The organism is Actinacidiphila polyblastidii, from assembly GCF_036353415.1.
Taxonomy (GTDB): Bacteria; Actinomycetota; Actinomycetes; order Streptomycetales; family Streptomycetaceae; genus Actinacidiphila; species Actinacidiphila polyblastidii.
Window position 1 is genome coordinate 122,756 of record NZ_JAZEWV010000013.1, and the last position, 16,193, is coordinate 138,948.

A 16,193-nucleotide genomic window follows, 5' to 3' on the forward strand; every position below is an offset into this window, starting at 1 on the left:
TGACTCCCGAGGTGGCGACGCGCGACTGCGGCGCGGACGAGGACAGGGATCGAGTAACGAGTAACGAGTAACGAGACAAGGACGAGGAGAAGGACGCGGACGAGGACGACACCCTGGATCGCGGGCGCGGCGCCCGCTCGGTGGCGTTCAGTCCTGGCGGCCGTCGTGCCAGTGCAGGGCACGCCGCTCCACGAGGCTGACGGCGAGCAGGAGCAGCACGCCCATGAACGCGAGGACGGCGATCGACGCGTAGACGACCGGCAGTTGGTTCATCGACGAGGCGACGCTGATCGCCGTGCCGAGCCCGCGGGTCGACCCGGCCGCCGACATCTCCGCCACCACCGCGCCGATGATCGACAGCGGGAGCACGATGCGCAGCGCGGCGAAGAGGAACGGCAGCGCGTGGGGGATGCGCAGGTGCCAGAGCAGTTCGACGCGGCCCGCGTCCATCGTCCGGTACACCTGGAGTACGGGCAGCGGCACCGACCGCAGGCCGGCCGCGGTGTTGATGAGAATCGGGAAGAAGCAGATCAGGCCGGTGATGATCAGCTTGGGCAGCGGGCCGAACCCGAAGGCCACCACCAGCGCCGGTGCGATCGCGACCAGCGGGGTGACGTTGAGCACCACCGCGATCGGCATCACCGCCCGGTGGACGAGCGGGAGTTCGCTGGTCAGCACCGCGAGGAGGAAGGCGGCGACGAACCCCATGGCGAGCCCCGCGGTCGCCTCGCCCAGCGTGACGAGGGCGTTGTGGACGTAGTAGCCGGGGTTCGCGCCGAGCGATCTGCCGACGTCGGGCAGCGACGGCAGCAGATAGGGCAGCCTCCTCGCGCCGTACTGCCAGAGCGCGGAGAGGACCGCGAGCATCACCGTCAGCGGCAGCCACACCGAGGGGCGGACCCAGGCCCACCGCGACCCCGGACGGCGCGGGCCGAAGCGCGGGGGTTCCGTGGGCGGCTCCGCCCCGGGCGTCACCGGGGTCCGTTCGTCGGCCACGGTCATGCCCTCGAACCCCCCGCCGACGCGGCGTCGCCGTGCCAGGCGCGCCGCAGCCGGTCTCTGACGAGGTCCTCGTACGCGTGGAACCGGCGCTCCGCGAAGAGCCGTTCGCCGCGGGGGCGGGGCAGGTCGACGTCGATGCTCTCCACGATCCGGCCGGGATTAGGCGCCATCACGACCACGGTGTCGGAGAGCCGGACCGCCTCGGACACGGAGTGGGTGACGAACAGCACTGTCGTCCGCAACTCGTCCCACAACCGGAGCAGTTGGTCCTGGAGGCTCTCGCGGGTGAACTCGTCGAGCGCCGAGAAGGGCTCGTCCATGACGAGCACGTCGGGCCGCAGGCCGAAGGCGCGCACGATCGCCACGCGCTGCCGCATCCCGCCGGACAGCTCGGCCGGAAGCTTGTGCACGACGTCGCCGAGTCTCGCCTCGGCGAGGAGTTCGCGCATGTCGGGGGCGGTCCCTGCGCTGTCGCGCCCGATGGAGGCGGCGATCTCCTTGCGGCGCCGGCCGGCGCCGGGGTTGATCTTCTGCGGCAGCGTGACGTTCCGCAGCACGGACATCCACGGCAGCAGGGCCGGGGTCTGCGGCACCAGGCCGATCATCTTCGCCGCGCAGGCCTTGGCCGGTGTGACGCCGTGCACCCGGACGTCACCGCGGTCGGGCCGCTCCAGGCCGGCGACGAGCCGCAGCAGCGTCGACTTCCCGCAGCCGCTGGGCCCGATGAGGCTGACGAAGCGGCCGGGCGGCACCGTCAGTCGGACATCGTCGAGAGCGACCGTCGCGGACGGCCCCGACCCGTAGGCCCGCCGCACGGACCGCAGCTCCAACGCAGGCGCTTGCAGCACCTTCACGCTCCCCACCGTGTCGCGGGCGCACCGGCCCGATCCTGGAAGCCGGAGAGCGTGACTCCGGCCCTGGGCCTGGTTCCTGCCCAGGGCCGCGACCGGATACGCGCGGTCACTTGGCGCACCGTAGCTGTTTCGGCCGCGCCGCCGGCGGCCGTGCGGCCGGGTGAGGGGTCCGCGAGGTCAGCTCACCGGGCCGACCCGGCAGGTCAGCTCGCGAGGAACGCCAGCAGGTCCTGGTGGAACCGCTCCTTGTAGGGCGCGACCGACATCAGGCCGTGCGGCGCGCCCGGGTAGACCTTCAACTCGGAGTCCTTGACGAGCTTCACGGACTTCTCGCCGGCTGCCACGATCGGCACGATCTGGTCGTCGTCGCCGTGGATGATCAGCGTGGGGACGCTGATCCGCTGGAGGTCCTCGGTCAGGTCGGTCTCGGAGAACGCCTTGACGCAGTCGTACGCGCCCTTGATGCCGACCGTCATGCTCCACAGCCAGAACATGTCCCTGACCCCCTCCGAGACCTGGTTGCCGTCCCGGTTGGCGCCGTAGAAGGCCGCGCTGAGGTCCTGGTAGAACTGCGACCTGTCGGTGAGCACGCCCTGGCGGATCTCGTCGAACACCTCGATGGGCAGACCCTCGGGGTTGTTCGCCGTCTTGAGCATCAGCGGCGGGATCGCGCTGAGCAGCAGCAGCTTCGAGACCCGTGAGGCGCCGCGCCCGGCCGCGCACCGCGCGACCTCGCCGCCGCCGGTGGAGTGGCCGACGAGCACCACGTCCCGCAGGTCCAGCTCCTCCAGCAACTGCCCGAGGTCGTCCGCGTACGTGTCGAGGTCGTTGCCCTGCCAGGTCTGGGCGGAGCGCCCGCCGCCCCGCCGGTCGTGCGCCACCGCGCGATACCCGTTCTGCGCGACCAGATTCACCTGGTCGTCCCAGGCGTCGGCGTTCAGCGGCCAGCCGTGGCTGAACACGACGGGTCGGCCGCTCCCCCAGTCCTTGTAGAAGATCTCGGTGCCGTCAGCGGTCGTGAAGGTTCCCATGAGCGATTCCGTCCTCCGGTGTGCGTCGTGGATCGGACGAGGACCACTCCGGGTCCGCGATCGCCGCGGCAGCCGGGCCGCCGGCCGTGCCGCGCCCGCGCACCGGGCCGTACCGTACGCGCTGTGCCGATCGGTGCCGGGCGTCATCCCAGGCGGGGGCGGTACGGCAGGGCGTCGCCCGCCGTCGCGAAATGGCCCTCCTTCCCACTGTGACCCGTGGCCGGGCGCTCCGCATCCGAGGGGCGGTCCGGCCGGCGGCCGGCCGGCTCGCGCAGCAGCGGGAGCAGCCGGTCGCCGATCCGGCCGATCTCGTCGCGGTAGGGGGTGTCGGACAGCACGAAGTGGGTGACGCCGAGCGCGCGGTAGCGGATCAGGGCCGCGGCCACGTCGTCCGGGGAGCCGACGAGCCAGGTCGTGCCCGCGCCGCCGCCGCCGAACCTGCCGGGGGTGGTGTAGAGGCAGCTGTCGAGCACCTCGCCGCGCGCGGCGAGGTCGAGGAGCCGCTGCTGCCCGACGGCCGTCCTGCGGTTTCCGGTCCAGGCGGTCCCGCCGGCGTCGGCGGCCATCTTCGCGACCTTCTCCTGCGCGGCGCGCCACGCCTCCTCGGTGGTGTCGCGCACCACGGTCGTGATGCGCAGCCCGAACTCCAGCGGCCGGTGCCGGCGCCCCACCCGCGCGCTCAGCGTCCTGAGCCGGTCGACGCGTTCGGCGATCCCGTCCAGCGGCTCGCCCCAGAAGAGCTGCACGTCGGCCTCGGCCGCGGACACCCGCTCGGCGGCTTCCGAGGCGCCGCCGAAGTAGAGCGTGGGGTGGGCCCGTTCACCGGTGCGGTACGGCCGCGGCGCGACCGTGGACCCGGTGACCTGGTAGTGCCGCCCCGCGAAGGTGACCTCCTCCTCGGTCCACAGACGGCGTACGAGGTGCAGGAACTCCTGGGTGCGCCCGTACCGTTGAGCGGGGTCGACGGTGGTGTCGCCGTACGCGGCCGGGTTGTCCAGGCCGCTCACGATGTTGACGAGTACGCGACCGCGGCTGAGCTGGTCGAGCGTGGCGGCCGCGCCGGCGAAGTTCGCCGGCTCCCAGTAGCCGGGGCGGATCGCGATCAGCGGTTTGAACGTCGTGGTGCGCGCCGCCAGCGCCGTGGCGACCGTGAAGGTGTCGGGGCGCCCCCAGCCGGTGCCGAGCAGTGCGCCGCCCCAGCCGTGGTCCTCCGCGGCGCGGGCCAGCTCGGTCGAGAACTCGATCGACCCCCAGCCCGCCGTCGTGTCGTCGCCGCGGTGACCGGGCGTGACCGTGTTGGGGATGTACCAGAGGAATTCGGGGCTCATGGCGCGTCCGATCGCTGCGTGTCGGGAGGGTGCGGCCGGGCGCGCACGAGAGGCGCCGGGCGCGGCGGAGAGGGGCACGGTGGAGAGGGTCCGGCGGGGGGACCGCCGGAGAGGGGTCCGGCGGTCGGGGACTCAGCCGGGGGAAGGGCGGCGGCGGGTCGCGCGGGTCAGCGACAACAGCGCGAGCGCGGCGCGCGGGCGCCCGCCGGACCTGCGGCGGCACGCGAGCGGTGCACGCCCGGAGCGCCCGGGGCGGCGTTCCGCAGGCTCCGCTTCGGCTCGCTCATGCGTCCAGTCTCAGGTCGCCGATCCGGAGTGGCAACAATGCGACTCTCTGAATTAAGTCGGCCCCCGTGCGTCGCGCGCCGCGCCGCCCAAGGGCCGAGGGCGCCGGGGCCCTCGGGCGCCGCCGGCACTCCCTCGTTCCGGTCTTCCGCTACTCCCTTGAGCGGGACTTCCGCCGCGCCGCGGTGCTGCGCGTTGCACCGCGCGCCGGGCGGCGGCACGGTGGGCCGTGCCGACCGCCGGACGACGTGAAGGACCGCCCACCGTGAGAGTCCTCCGCCGAGCCCCGGACGCCAAGGACAGCCAGAGCAGCGCCGGCCACCACGCCCCGGGGGCCGCCGGACGGCGGGCTCCGGCCCGGCGCGTCCGGGCGCGGCGGCCGCTCGCCGCCGGGGTCGCCGCCGCCGTCCTCGCCGCCGGCGCGGTCGCGTGCGCCGCTGAACCGTCCGGCAGTGCGGGCCCGCCGGAGGGGCCGGGGCTGATCGCGGTCCCCGCCGTCGTCGTCACCGGCCACGCCTACCAGGTGCCGCGCCCCCTGCCGGCGGCCGCGCCGGGCACCCTGATCGCCGCCACCGATCTCGGTCCCGACCACCGCTTCGCCGACGCCCGGCGCTGGACGGTCCTCTACCACTCCCTCGACGCCCACGGCGCCGACGTCCCCGTCAGCGGCACCGTCCTCGTGCCGGCCGGCCCGGCGCCGAGCGGCGGCCGCCCTGTGGTCTCCTGGGGGCACGGCACCACCGGCGTCGCCGACATGTGCGCCCCCTCGCAGTCGCCGAACCTCGGGTTCGACGTCTACGCCCAGCAGCTCACCGCCCTGCTGCGGGCCGGATACGCGGTGACCGCCTCGGACTACCCGGGCCTCGGCACGCCCGGCACGCACACCTACCTGGTCGGCGCCGACGAGGGGAACGCCGTCGTCGACATCGTCACCGCGGCCCGCCGTCTGGTGCCGGGCCTCTCCACGACCTGGTTCGCCATGGGCCACTCCCAGGGCGGGCAGGCCGCGCTCTTCGCGGCCCGCGCGGCACGGCGCGCTCCCGGACTGCGGCTGGCCGGCGCCGTCGCGATGGCGCCGGCCAGCCATCTGGAGGAGATGCTGCCGGGCGTCGCCGCCTCCCATGTGTCCTCCGACCTGTCCTTCGCCCTCTACTCGCTGGCCGGTCTGGCTGCCACCGACCCCTCGGTCCGCCTGCCCGCCCTGCTCGGGCCGTCCGCCTACCGGATCGCGGAGCGGGTGCTGGCGGTCTGCCAGCAGGCCGGGTACACGGCGCTGGACGGCGTGTCGACCGACGAGGAGCTGCCGCTGACCGGCGAGGCGGCCGACCGGCTGGGAGCGGAGATGGGCGCGTACGGCGACCCGGACCGCGCGGCGATCCGCCAGCCGGTCCTGGTCGTCCAGGGCGAGGACGACCAGGACGTGCCGGTGGACTGGACCGCCGAGGTGACCCGGCGGCTGGAGGCCCTCGGCTCGCCCGCGGTCGAGGAGCGCACGTATCCGGGCGCCGGACACGACGAGGTGCTCGCCGCCTCCGTGTGCGACGTGCTGGCCTTCCTCGCCGAGCACTCCGGGCGCACCGCAGCGGACTGCGCGCCGCTCCGGCCCGAGGCCGGCTGAGCCGCGGGCCGGTCCCGGGCTGCCACCCGCCGGCCCGGGGCCGTCGGTCTCCGGCGGGCGGGGACGCCGCGGGCCGGCCACGCGTCAGACGGCGGCGGGCAGCGGGGGATGCGGCATCCGCCACCCTTCGGCGAGCCGCGACGGGTGCACGTGGGCGCCGCCGCCGAAGAACTCGCAGAACTTCATGATCAGCGGGTCCCAGCCGACCGGGTCCACGTAGTGCGTGCCGGGGATGACCAGTCGCTCCTCGACGTGCGCGCGCACCACCTCGACCTCGAAGGCGGTCGCGCGCCCGTCGGCGCCGCCGACGGGGTGGTGGGCGACCACCCTGCACTCCATCTGCACCGGGCACTCGGCGACGCGCGGCGGCGCGACGACCTCCGACGCCTGCTCGGTCAGCCCGGCGAGCGCGAACTTCTCCTCCTCGTAGCGGTATCCCTGCCGGAGCTTGTACTCCGGGATGACGGGCCTTCGCGTGGTGAGCGCGAGCCGGTCGACGGCGCCGGCCATCGACGACGACGGCAGGTTGAGCACGCACTCGCCCTCCCGCAGCAGGTTCGCCGTCGTCTGGCTGCTGCTGCCGAGGCCGAGCACGCAGGACTGGTTGAGCCACCATGCGGAGGACATCGGGGCGAGGTTGGCGGTGCCGTCGTCGTTGCGGGAGCTGATCAGCACCACGGGAGTCCCGAAGTAGAGCACCTTGAGGCCGGGAACCACATGCATGTCGTCGCCTTTCACGCGATCGGAGCCGAAGGGGCCCGCCGCCGACCACGGGGTCGTACGCGCTGCGGGCCGCCTCCCACCCTCGGCGAACCCGATCAAGGATGCTGTCGGCTGTCGGACACGGCGTTCCGCGGTGCGCCGCCGGGCCGGGTCCGTCCCGCGCGGATCACGTGTGCGCCGGACGCCCCGTCAGCCGGATGCCTGCGCGGCGTGCGCCGCCTGGGCGGCGGAGACGACCGCGCCCACGGCCTTGGCGACCGCGCGGACCGCCTCTCCCGTCTCCTCGCCCGTCCACGGGCCCTGGGAGAGCTTCTTGAGCGTCTCCTTGCGGCTGCGGCGGTCCGCCCGCGGCAGGAGCGCGCGGGACAGTTGGCCCGCGTCGGCGAGCAGGACCAGCGCGACGGTGCGCTCGTCGGCGCCGCCGCCGCTCACCGCGCGCGCCATGCGCTCGCGTATCCCGAGGACGGCCGCCGGGTCCGTCACCGTCCAGCGGGTGTACGGGAACAGCCCGAGTGCGCGGCGCCGCTCCGACCGTAGGAGGCCGCGGTCGCCGAGCCCGGACCGCACCTTGGCGTACACCTTGTCGGTCACCGCGGCGCGGACCCAGTAGCGGGGCTGCCGGGTGCGGTCATGCGCCCGGACGCGCTTCCACCACTCCTCGGCCCGCGGCCCCACCTGGCCGCCGAGCCGGCCGTCGTCCCCACCGTCCACGGCGATGAGGCGGCGCTCACGCACCACGACGCGGCCGTGCAGCGCCAGCTCCACCAGCACCGCGCCCGCCACCGCGATGGTGCACGGCTCGCGGGCCGACAGCCGCCCGTTGGTCGTGCTGCTGCACACGAGCAGCAGTTCCTCGGCAGGGGTCAACTCCACCCGCCCAGCGTAGCGATCCCGGCCCGACCGCACGTGGTGCTTAGGATCGACGCATGCCGAACGCCCAACCCGGAGACGCCCAACCCGGAGACGTCCAGCCCGTCCCCGAGCCGTTCACCTCGCGGACCGGCCCGGCGGCGCTCGCGGACCTGCGGTCCCGGCTGCGCGCGACACGCTGGCCGGACGCGCCGGAGGACGCCGGCTGGTCGCTCGGCACCGACCTGGGCTACCTCCGCGAACTCGTCGCCTACTGGGCGGACGGCTTCGACTGGCCGGCGCAGGAGGCGGCGCTCGGCCGGCTCCCCCGCTTCCGGGTCCCGCTCGACGGCCTCGGCATCCATCTCGTGCACGTCAGGGCCGTCGCGCCGTCCGGGCCGGTGCTGCCACTGGTCCTCAGCCACGGCTGGCCCGACTCCTTCTGGCGCTACACGAAGGTCGTCCCGCTGCTGACCGATCCCGCGGCGCACGGCGCCGATCCGGCGGACGCGTTCGACGTCGTGGTGCCGGACATGCCGGGCTACGGGTACTCCGACCGCCCGGCCGGTCAGCCGCTCGACTCCATCGCGGTGGCCGGGCTGTGGGCGCGGCTGATGACGGTGCTGGGCTACCCGCGGTTCGGTGCGGCCGGCGGTGACATCGGCAGCCACGTCAGCCGCTATCTGGCGCTCGACCACCCCGACCGGGTGGTGGCCGTGCACCGCACCGACGCGGGTGTGCCCTTCTTCGCCGGCGACCCGGCCGTCCTCGCGCCCGAGGAACGCGCCTGGATCGACGGCGCGGCGGCCTGGGGCGCCACCGAGGGCGGGTACGCGGCCATGCACCGCACCAAGCCGCAGACGGCGGCCTTCGGGCTGACCGACTCGCCGGCCGGGCTGGCCGCCTGGATCGTGGAGAAGCTGCGGGCGTGGAGCGACTGCGGCGGTGACGTCGAGCGCAGCTTCACCAGGGACGAGATCCTGACGCTCGTCTCGCTGTACTGGTTCACCGGGACGATCGGCTCGTCGATGCGCATGTACCGGGCGAACGCGGCGATCGCGCCCGCGCAGCTCGCCCGCCGGGTCGAGACGCCGTCCGGGTTCTCGGTCTTCCCGGGCGATCTCGTCCGCCCGCCGCGCGCCTGGGCCGAACGCACCGCGAACGCCGTACGGTTCACCGAGCCCGCGCGCGGCGGGCACTTCGCGCCGTTCGAGGAGCCCGAGCTGTACGCGCAGGAGCTGCGCGCGTTCTTCCGCCCTTACCGGGCGGCGGCCGCCGGCTGACCGGCCGCGGTCGGGTCCGCGGGCGGGCGGCGTTCAGCCGCGCGCCGACCCGTCGATCTGCACGGGGTATCCGGCCCGCAGCGCCGCCACCGTCGAGGGCGGCGTGACGACCTGCGCCGCGCCCTGCCGCGGTCTGCGGCTGCGCGTTCCGTAGCCTTCCGTCGTCCACGCGGTCAGCCGGTCGCCGAGGACGACCGCGGGCACGCCGCCGGGCGGCAGCACGAACGTCCCGTCGGGCAGGTCGGCCCAGGGCATCGGGTGGGTCCTTCTGCGGTGCGTGCCGGGCACGATCCGCTCGCCGTGCAGCCGCCGGTTCATCTCCCGAGCCGACGGCTCCGGCATCCGCAGGCTCTCGGCCCACGCGGCGCGGTAGGCCGTGTAGTCGGCGCGCCGGCACTCCGCGCAGGGGCGGTGTCCGGCGGCGAAGGAGACCGCCTCGTCATGGAAGTACAGGAAGGTGTAGTGGCCGGGCCGCCACTGGTCGTCGTGGTGGCGGCCGCGGAACCGCAGGGCGCAGGTGATCCACAGGTCGCTCGCGTGGAAGCGGACGATCTGCCGGCCGGAGTGGAGGATGCCGCGGTTGCCCGTCCACGCGCCGCGCAGCGCGATCGCCTCGATGTCCCCCATCGGGGTGACCCGGTTGCGCTGCGGTGTCCTCGCGGCGGGGTTCTCGACGGGCGGCGCGGCCTCGGCGGGCGGCGCGGCCTCGGCGGGCGGCGCGGCGCGGGTCACGGCGCGCTCCACGGCCGGAGCTTCTCGGGGTTGCGCACCGCCCAGATGTGCGTGACCAGGTCGGCCGCGATGTCGAAGGCCATCACCGTGCTGGTGGCGCCCTCGTACTGGAGCACCAGTCCGGGCTGGCCGTTGACCGTACGCTCCAGGAACACCAGGCCGCTCCCCCGCGCGATGAGGTCGACCAGGAAGTGCGCGATCCGCTCGCCGCCCTCGACGGGCTGCCGGGCGGCGGGGACGAGGCCGCCGCCGTCGCTGACCACCCTCGCGTCGGGGTCGAGAAGGCCGATGAGAGCGGCGACGTCCTTGGCCTCCCACGCCTCCTTGAAGTCCCTGACGACCTCGGCGCGCTGGGCGGTGGGCGTCGGCGGGCCCTGCGTGGCGCTCATCCGGCGGCGGGCCGAGGAGGCCAGCTGGCGGCAGGCCGCCGGCGTCCGGCCGACGATCTCGGCCACCTCGGCGAAGGAGTAGCGGAAGACGTCGTGCAGGATGAACGCCACCCGCTCGGCCGGGGTCATCGAGTCGAGCACCACGAGGAAGGCCATGCTGAGCGACTCGTCGAGGGTGACCCGGTCCGCCGGGTCCGCCGTCGTGGCCTGCGACGATCCGTCGATCCAGGCGGTGTCGCCGGGCACCGGCTCCGGCACCCACTCGCCCACGTAGCTCTCCCGCCTGACCCGGGCCGAGCCGAGCAGGTCCAGGCAGATCCGGCTGGCGACGGTGGTCAGCCACGCGCCGGTGTTCCGGACGTCGTCGCGCTGCTCCGGGGTCATGGCGTACCAGCGGGCGTACGTCTCCTGGACGACGTCCTCGGCGTCGGCCAGCGAACCGAGGAGCCGGTACGCGAGACTGATCAGCTGCCGCCGCTCGCTCACGACCGCGCTCAGGCCGGGATCGGGTGACGGGTTCCCCTCGGACTCGGTGCTCGACTCGGTGCTCGACTCGCTGCTCATGGTAACGCCGGCTCCCTCGCTCGTGTGCGCTCTCACCCTTCCGACGACACAGCGCGCCGGACTGTGAGGCCGGCGCACGGCGCGCGGCACGCGCCGCACCTCCACCGTACGGCCGGTGGCCCGCCCCTCCCATGATCCCGGCACTCCTGCGGCGCGGCAGCCGGGAGGCCGCCGCGCCACGGGAGCGGTCGCCCTCGGTCAGCCGGCGGTGCAGGAGACGGTGGGCCAGGTCCAGGCGCCGTTGGTCTGCAGGGTCACCCCCCAGTTGTTGCCGCTGCCGTTGGGTTTGGCGGTCAGCACCTGCGCGCTCGGATAGCTCGCGCTGATGTTCCAGCTCGCGATGATCTTCTCCGGCGACGGCACGTTCATCGTCACCGTCCAGTTGCTCGAACCGGACACCGCCACGTTCAGGTTGTACCGGTCACTCCACTGCTGACCCGCCGAGAGCGTGGCGGTGCAACTGCCGCCGCCGGTACCGCCCGTGGTGCCACCGGTCGTCGTGCCACCGGTCGTCGTGCCACCCGTGGTGGTGCCTCCCGTGGTCGAGCCGCCGCCCGTCGGCGCGACCGCCCGACCGGTCTGCGGCGAGATCATGCCGGCGCACAGGCCGCGGGCGGCCAGTCCCTGCGCGATCCGCGGGATCGCGGCGAGCGTGTTCGCGGGCCACTCGTGCATGAGGATGATCTGGCCGTTGGTGAGCCGGGCGTTGGCCTGGACGATCGCGTCGGTGCTCGCGCCGTTCCAGTCCTGCGAGTCGATGTCCCAGATCACCTGGGTCAGGCCGTACTTGGCCTCGACCCCCTGGAGCGTGGAGTCGGTCTCGCCGTACGGCGGGCGGAACAGCTTCGGTGTGCCGCCGCCCGCACCGGCGATGGCCTGCTGCGTCCTGGAGACCTCGGAGTCGATCTGCGCCTGGCTCTCCTGGATCAGGTGCGGGTGGGTGTAGCTGTGGTTGCCGACCCACATGCCGGCGTTGACCTCGGCCTGGACCTGCGCGGGGTAAGCGGCCGCGTACTGGCCCTCGTTGAAGACCGTGGCCCGCAGCCCGTTCTGCTTGAGGGCGTTGAGCAGGGACGGGGTGTGGTCGTTGGACGGGCCGTCGTCGAAGGTGAGTCCGACGTACCCGTTGCAGGTGGCGGCGTGCGACGGTGGGGCGCCGACGCCGAGGGAGAGCGTCCCCGCCAGGGCGAGCGCCGCGACGGCGAGCCCGGTGGCCAGGGAGCGGACGGAGACAGATGGCGTGTGTCGCATGGGGGGTCGGGTCCTCCTTGTGCCGGCGCCGCGCTCGCGGGCGCCGGCGGGGATCGGGGGGCCGGGGGTCACCGGAGAACGGTTCGCCCCGGCTGCTCCGGGATGTCACGGGGGTGCGGTCCGTGCGTCGGATCGCGACGGTCAGCCGGCGGTGCAGGAGACGGTGGGCCAGGTCCAGGCGCCGTTGGTCTGGAGGGTCACCCCCCAGTTGTTCCCGCTGCCGTTGGGTTTGGCGGTCAGCACCTGCGCGCTCGGATAGCTCGCGCTGATGTTCCAGCTCGCGATGATCTTCTCCGGCGACGGCACGTTCATCGTCACCGTCCAGTTGCTCGAACCGGACACCGCCACGTTCAGGTTGTACCGGTCACTCCACTGCTGACCCGCCGACAGCGCCGCGTTGCACGTGCCGCCGCCGGTACCGCCCGTGGTGCCACCGGTCGTCGTGCCACCCGTGGTGGAACCGCCGGTGGTCGAGCCGCCGGTGGTGCCGGAACCGTCCAGCGTGATGCTGGAGTTGCCGCTGCTCTGGTAGCCCTCGGTGGCGAGGATCATGTAGTTGTACGCGCCGAGGTTCATGCCGTGGCTCGCCCACGCGTCGAAGTGGTTGCCGGTGGTGATCGTCCCGCCGGTCCGCTTGGACTGCCGGACGCTCCAGTACTGGTTGAAGGTCGCCGTGCCGATGATCGACGGGGCGTTGACACGCTGCGTCTCGTAGATGTCGTAGGTGCCGCCGTCGCTGGTGACGGTGCCCTTGTACGTGCCGGTGGGCTTGTACGTGCCGTAGTTGTCGACGACGTAGTACTCGACGAGCGGGTTGGTGGTCCATCCGTAGAGCGAGAGGTAGGCGTTGCCGGACGGGTTGAAGCTGCCCGAGTAGGCCACGCTCTTGCGGCCTCCGGTGCTCCAGCCCTTGCCCGCGACGAAGTTCCCGACGTTGCTCCAGGACGTGCTGTAGTTCCCTCCGGACCCCAGGTTCATCGAGACGGAACCGCCGCCGTCGGTCCAGAACGAGTAGTAGTAGCCGTTGTTGGTGCCGGTCTGGCTTGAGGTGATCACCGTGTCGGCGTTGGCGGTGCCGGGAATGATCATCGCGGCGACGGCGACGAGCACGATCGCGCATGCGCCGCTGAGGAGCAGCCGGAGCCGGCTGAGGCCGAACAGTGCCGAGCGGCCGCGTCCGCGGCGCGCCGGTTGTGCGGGTGCGTCGTTCATGTGCGTGCTTCCTCCTGGGAGTGGGGGGCAGGGAAGCCGTGCGGCGTGACATCACCCGGCGAGGCGCTCGAGAGCCGGGGGGATGGCGGCGACCGCGCGCCGGCGTGGCCGCCGCGGCCGGGTTGAGCCGGCCGCCGTGCGCGCGGCGGCCGGAGAACCGGGGCGTCATGACGCCCCGGGCCGACGGCGGTTGACGCCTGTCGACGGCGAACAGTGTTGATCTGGGCTCAACCGCTGTCAACGGTTTCGGCATGAATTCCGAAACGTTCGGCAATGGTCCGGTCACACCAGTACCCATACATGCAGGTCGACGGCGCACAGCGGCGCACTATCGGGAAGAACTCCGAGTGGTAGCCGAAATCCACGATCAGCGGAGGGGGCAGCACATTCCGAAACTTTCGAGCGTCTTCCGCTGGCTTCTCGGCGACCGCCGCGGGCTCAGCGGGGCTGGAAGGTGGTGCGCAGCCGGTAGCGCTCGCCGCTGTAGCGGAGGGTGGAGAGCAGCGCGGGGCGCTGGTCGCGGCCGTAGACGGTCTGGTCGAGGACGAGCACGGGGGTGCCTTCGGCCATCTCCAGCTCCGCGGCCAGCGCCCGGTCGGCGGCGCGCGCCTCGATCGTCACCACGGACCGGTCAGGTTGCACACCGCGCTCCCGCAGCTCCTCGAAGAGCGAGGCGGTCGCGAAGTCCGCCTGCTCCAGGCCGGGCGCCAGGGCCACCGGCACCAGGGACAGGTCGACGGCGATCCGCACATCGTTGAGCGTGCGCACACGCTCCAGCCGCAGCAGCGGCGTCCCGGCCGGGACCAGCAGCCGCTCGGCCACGTCGAGGGAGGCGGGGACCACCTCGTGACCCAGCACCAGCGCGCCGGGGCGCATCCGCTTGCGGCGGGCGGTGGCCGTGAACGACTCCAGGTCGTTCGGCCACTCCCGCTCCGGCGCGGCGGGCGCCGCGGTGACGAACCAGCCGCGGCCGTGCGAGGAGGTGAGCACGCCGCGGTTCACCAGGTGGGCCAGCGCCTTGCGCAGGGTCACCCGGGAGATGTCCAGCCGCGCGCACAGCTCCCGTTCGGCGGGAAGCCTGGCTCCTGCGGCGAGTTCGCCGCGCTCGACGCGCCCGGCGATGATGTCGGCGGTCTGCGACCACAGCGGGTCGGCGCCGCCGGCCCGTCGCGGTGCGCTGCCCAGTACGGCCTCGGTGCCCACGGCAGTCCTTCCGGCGGTCGCCAGCAGTGTACCGCCGCATACCAGTTGGGCTGCCGTCCGGCAGACCACACTTGGCCACGGCCGGTCCACTGCGTACCTTGACGGCATCCACCGGAGCACGACGGAAGGGGCGGTGTCCGCAAGGTGCCCGCGACGGACGGCTCGCCGACGATCCTCACCGCCCACCTGGGGTACGGCCTCTCCGCGTCGAAGGCGGTGGGCGCGGTCCTGCCGGACGGCGCCGCGCCGCGCGAGTGCGTGCTGCTCGGCCCCGGCGGTCCGCGGCCGCTCGCGCCGGAGCCGGCGCGCTCCGTACCCGGCTGGCGGGCCGGCCCGTTCGCGCGGGTGCCGCTCCCCCGCGGCCTGCCGCCGGGGACGTACACCGTGCGGCTGGTGGACGGCCGTGGCCGCGGCTGCGCCAGCGAGCCGTTCGTGATCGCGGAGGACCGGCTGCAGCGGCAGACCATGTCGGACGTCCTCGCGTACTTCCGGGCGATGCGGTCCAGCGGCGAGCTCGACCGCAAGGACCGGCACGCGGCGCTGTGGGGCGACAGGAGCGGGCGCACCGTCGACGCGAGCGGCGGCTGGCTCGACGCCAGCGGCGACCCGAGCAAGTTCCTCAGCCACCTCACGTACACCCGCACCATGAGCCCGCAGCAGATCCCGCTGTGCGCGTGGGCCATGGCGGCGGCCCGCGACGCGCTCACCGACCGGCATCCGGCGCTGCTCCGCGCGCTGGGCGCCAGGCTGCGCGACGAGGCGCTGTGGGGCGCCGACTTCCTGGTCCGCTTCCGCGCCCCTGAGGGCTACTTCTACACCGGCGTCTTCGACGCGCTCACCAAGCGGCTCGACGAGCGGCTGGTCACCGCGCCGCTGCCGGAGTGCGTGCGCACCGACCGCTACCAGGCCGGCTACCGCCAGGGCGGCGGTCTGGCGATCGCCGCGCTGGCCCGCGCCGCCGGGCTCGGCGACCACGGCGACTTCGCCGCGGACGCCTATCTGGACGCCGCCCTGGGCGGCTTCGCCCACCTGGAGGCGCACAACGCGGAGTACCTGCACGACGGCGCCGAGTCGGTGGTCGACGACTACGCGGCGCTCCTCGCCGCCTGCGAACTCGTCGCGGCGGGCGCCCCGGTGGAGGCTGGGGTGGAGGCCGCGGCGCGGCGCCGGGCGCGGTCGCTGACGGCCCGGTACGTCCGCCCCGGCGGCGGCCGGCCCGGCTGGTTCACCGCGGACGCGGAAGGGCGCCCGTTCTTCCACGCGGTGGAGCCGGGACTGCCGGTGCTCGCCCTGCTGCGCTTCGCCGCCGTCCTGCCGGACGCGCCGGAGGCCGCGGCGGCCATGAGCTGCGCGGTCCGCGCGATGCTCGACACGCTGACCCGCACCGCGGCCGTGCCCAACCCCTTCGGCCATCCGCGGCAGCGGGTGCGGCCGGCCGGCGGCGAGGACCGCGACGCGTTCTTCTTCCCGCACGCCAACGAGACCGGCTACTGGTGGCAGGGCGAGAACGCCGCCCTCGCCTCGCTCAGCGCGGCCGCCTCCTTCTGCGCCGCCGCGGACGGCGTCGCCCCGGCCGACCGGGAGCGCCTGCTGGGCTTCGCCGACGACCAGCTGGCGTGGATCACCGGCCGCAACCCTTTCGACGCCTCCATGCTCCAGGGCCGTGGCCGCAACAACGTCGACTACGCCTCGGACTTCCCCAACCTGCCCGGCGGCATCGTCAACGGGATCACCTCGGGCTGGAGCGACGAGGAGGACCTCGCCTTCCTGCCCGGCGACGCCCCGCAGGGCGAGTCGTGGCGGTGGGCCGAGCAGTGGATCCCGCACGCCGGCTGGTTCCTGCTCGCGGCGGCCGCCGCCCGCTGACCG

General features: G+C 74.0%; 14 protein-coding genes. 3 read left to right on the forward strand and 11 right to left on the reverse strand.

Going from position 1 to position 16,193, the window contains the following annotated elements:
* Positions 1–147: 147 nt before the first annotated feature.
* From V2S66_RS18145 to V2S66_RS18160, 4 genes are all read right to left on the reverse strand, one after another.
* Complete coding sequence (locus V2S66_RS18145; RefSeq protein ID WP_330796688.1) at positions 148–1,002, reverse strand: ABC transporter permease; 855 nt, start codon at positions 1,000–1,002, stop codon at positions 148–150.
* Positions 999–1,856, reverse strand: a complete 858-nt coding sequence (locus V2S66_RS18150) for an ABC transporter ATP-binding protein (protein ID WP_330796690.1) — start codon at positions 1,854–1,856, stop codon at positions 999–1,001. The genes V2S66_RS18145 and V2S66_RS18150 overlap by 4 nt, the downstream gene beginning before the upstream one ends.
* A gap of 203 nt (positions 1,857–2,059) precedes the next feature.
* Positions 2,060–2,887 (reverse strand): alpha/beta fold hydrolase, encoded by an 828-nt coding sequence (locus V2S66_RS18155; protein WP_330796692.1) that lies wholly within the window; start codon positions 2,885–2,887, stop codon positions 2,060–2,062.
* Between the two features lie 143 nt (positions 2,888–3,030).
* Positions 3,031–4,215, reverse strand: a complete 1,185-nt coding sequence (locus V2S66_RS18160) for an LLM class flavin-dependent oxidoreductase (protein ID WP_330796694.1) — start codon at positions 4,213–4,215, stop codon at positions 3,031–3,033.
* Positions 4,216–4,765: 550 nt separating this feature from the next.
* On the opposite strand from V2S66_RS18160, the gene V2S66_RS18165 reads away from it, so the two are divergent.
* Complete coding sequence (locus V2S66_RS18165) at positions 4,766–6,118, forward strand: alpha/beta hydrolase family protein (protein ID WP_330796695.1); 1,353 nt, start codon at positions 4,766–4,768, stop codon at positions 6,116–6,118.
* An 84-nt stretch (positions 6,119–6,202) separates the two neighbouring features.
* Here the strand turns inward: V2S66_RS18165 and V2S66_RS18170 are convergent, their stop codons facing one another.
* Both V2S66_RS18170 and V2S66_RS18175 read right to left on the reverse strand, forming a co-directional pair.
* Positions 6,203–6,841, reverse strand: a complete 639-nt coding sequence (locus V2S66_RS18170; protein WP_330796697.1) for a flavin reductase family protein — start codon at positions 6,839–6,841, stop codon at positions 6,203–6,205.
* A 189-nt stretch (positions 6,842–7,030) separates the two neighbouring features.
* On the reverse strand, positions 7,031–7,714 hold the full coding sequence (locus tag V2S66_RS18175) for a GOLPH3/VPS74 family protein (RefSeq protein ID WP_330796699.1): 684 nt from the start codon (positions 7,712–7,714) through the stop codon (positions 7,031–7,033).
* A 53-nt stretch (positions 7,715–7,767) separates the two neighbouring features.
* Between V2S66_RS18175 and V2S66_RS18180 the strand changes: the two genes are divergently transcribed.
* Positions 7,768–8,973: an epoxide hydrolase family protein gene (locus tag V2S66_RS18180; protein ID WP_330796701.1), complete on the forward strand. Its 1,206-nt coding sequence runs from the start codon at positions 7,768–7,770 to the stop codon at positions 8,971–8,973.
* A gap of 33 nt (positions 8,974–9,006) precedes the next feature.
* Here the strand turns inward: V2S66_RS18180 and V2S66_RS18185 are convergent, their stop codons facing one another.
* From V2S66_RS18185 to V2S66_RS18205, 5 genes are all read right to left on the reverse strand, one after another.
* Positions 9,007–9,717, reverse strand: coding sequence for a hypothetical protein (locus V2S66_RS18185; RefSeq protein ID WP_330796702.1), 711 nt, complete (start codon positions 9,715–9,717; stop codon positions 9,007–9,009).
* The gene (sigJ, locus tag V2S66_RS18190) at positions 9,702–10,658 is read right to left on the reverse strand and encodes an RNA polymerase sigma factor SigJ (protein WP_330796704.1); all 957 of its coding nucleotides are present in this window, start codon (positions 10,656–10,658) and stop codon (positions 9,702–9,704) included. The genes V2S66_RS18185 and sigJ overlap by 16 nt, the downstream gene beginning before the upstream one ends.
* A 198-nt stretch (positions 10,659–10,856) precedes the next feature.
* Positions 10,857–11,909 carry a polysaccharide deacetylase family protein gene (locus V2S66_RS18195; RefSeq protein ID WP_330796705.1) on the reverse strand — a complete coding sequence of 351 codons (1,053 nt, stop codon included), beginning with the start codon at positions 11,907–11,909 and terminating at the stop codon, positions 10,857–10,859.
* A 141-nt stretch (positions 11,910–12,050) separates the two neighbouring features.
* Positions 12,051–13,121, reverse strand: coding sequence for a glycoside hydrolase family 11 protein (locus V2S66_RS18200; RefSeq protein ID WP_330796706.1), 1,071 nt, complete (start codon positions 13,119–13,121; stop codon positions 12,051–12,053).
* Positions 13,122–13,559: 438 nt separating this feature from the next.
* On the reverse strand, positions 13,560–14,324 hold the full coding sequence (locus V2S66_RS18205) for a GntR family transcriptional regulator (RefSeq protein ID WP_330796708.1): 765 nt from the start codon (positions 14,322–14,324) through the stop codon (positions 13,560–13,562).
* 144 nt (positions 14,325–14,468) lie between these two features.
* Here V2S66_RS18205 and V2S66_RS18210 point away from each other — a divergent pair, with 144 nt between their 5' ends.
* Positions 14,469–16,190 carry a glycoside hydrolase family 9 protein gene (locus V2S66_RS18210; protein WP_330796710.1) on the forward strand — a complete coding sequence of 574 codons (1,722 nt, stop codon included), beginning with the start codon at positions 14,469–14,471 and terminating at the stop codon, positions 16,188–16,190.
* Positions 16,191–16,193 lie beyond the last annotated feature (3 nt).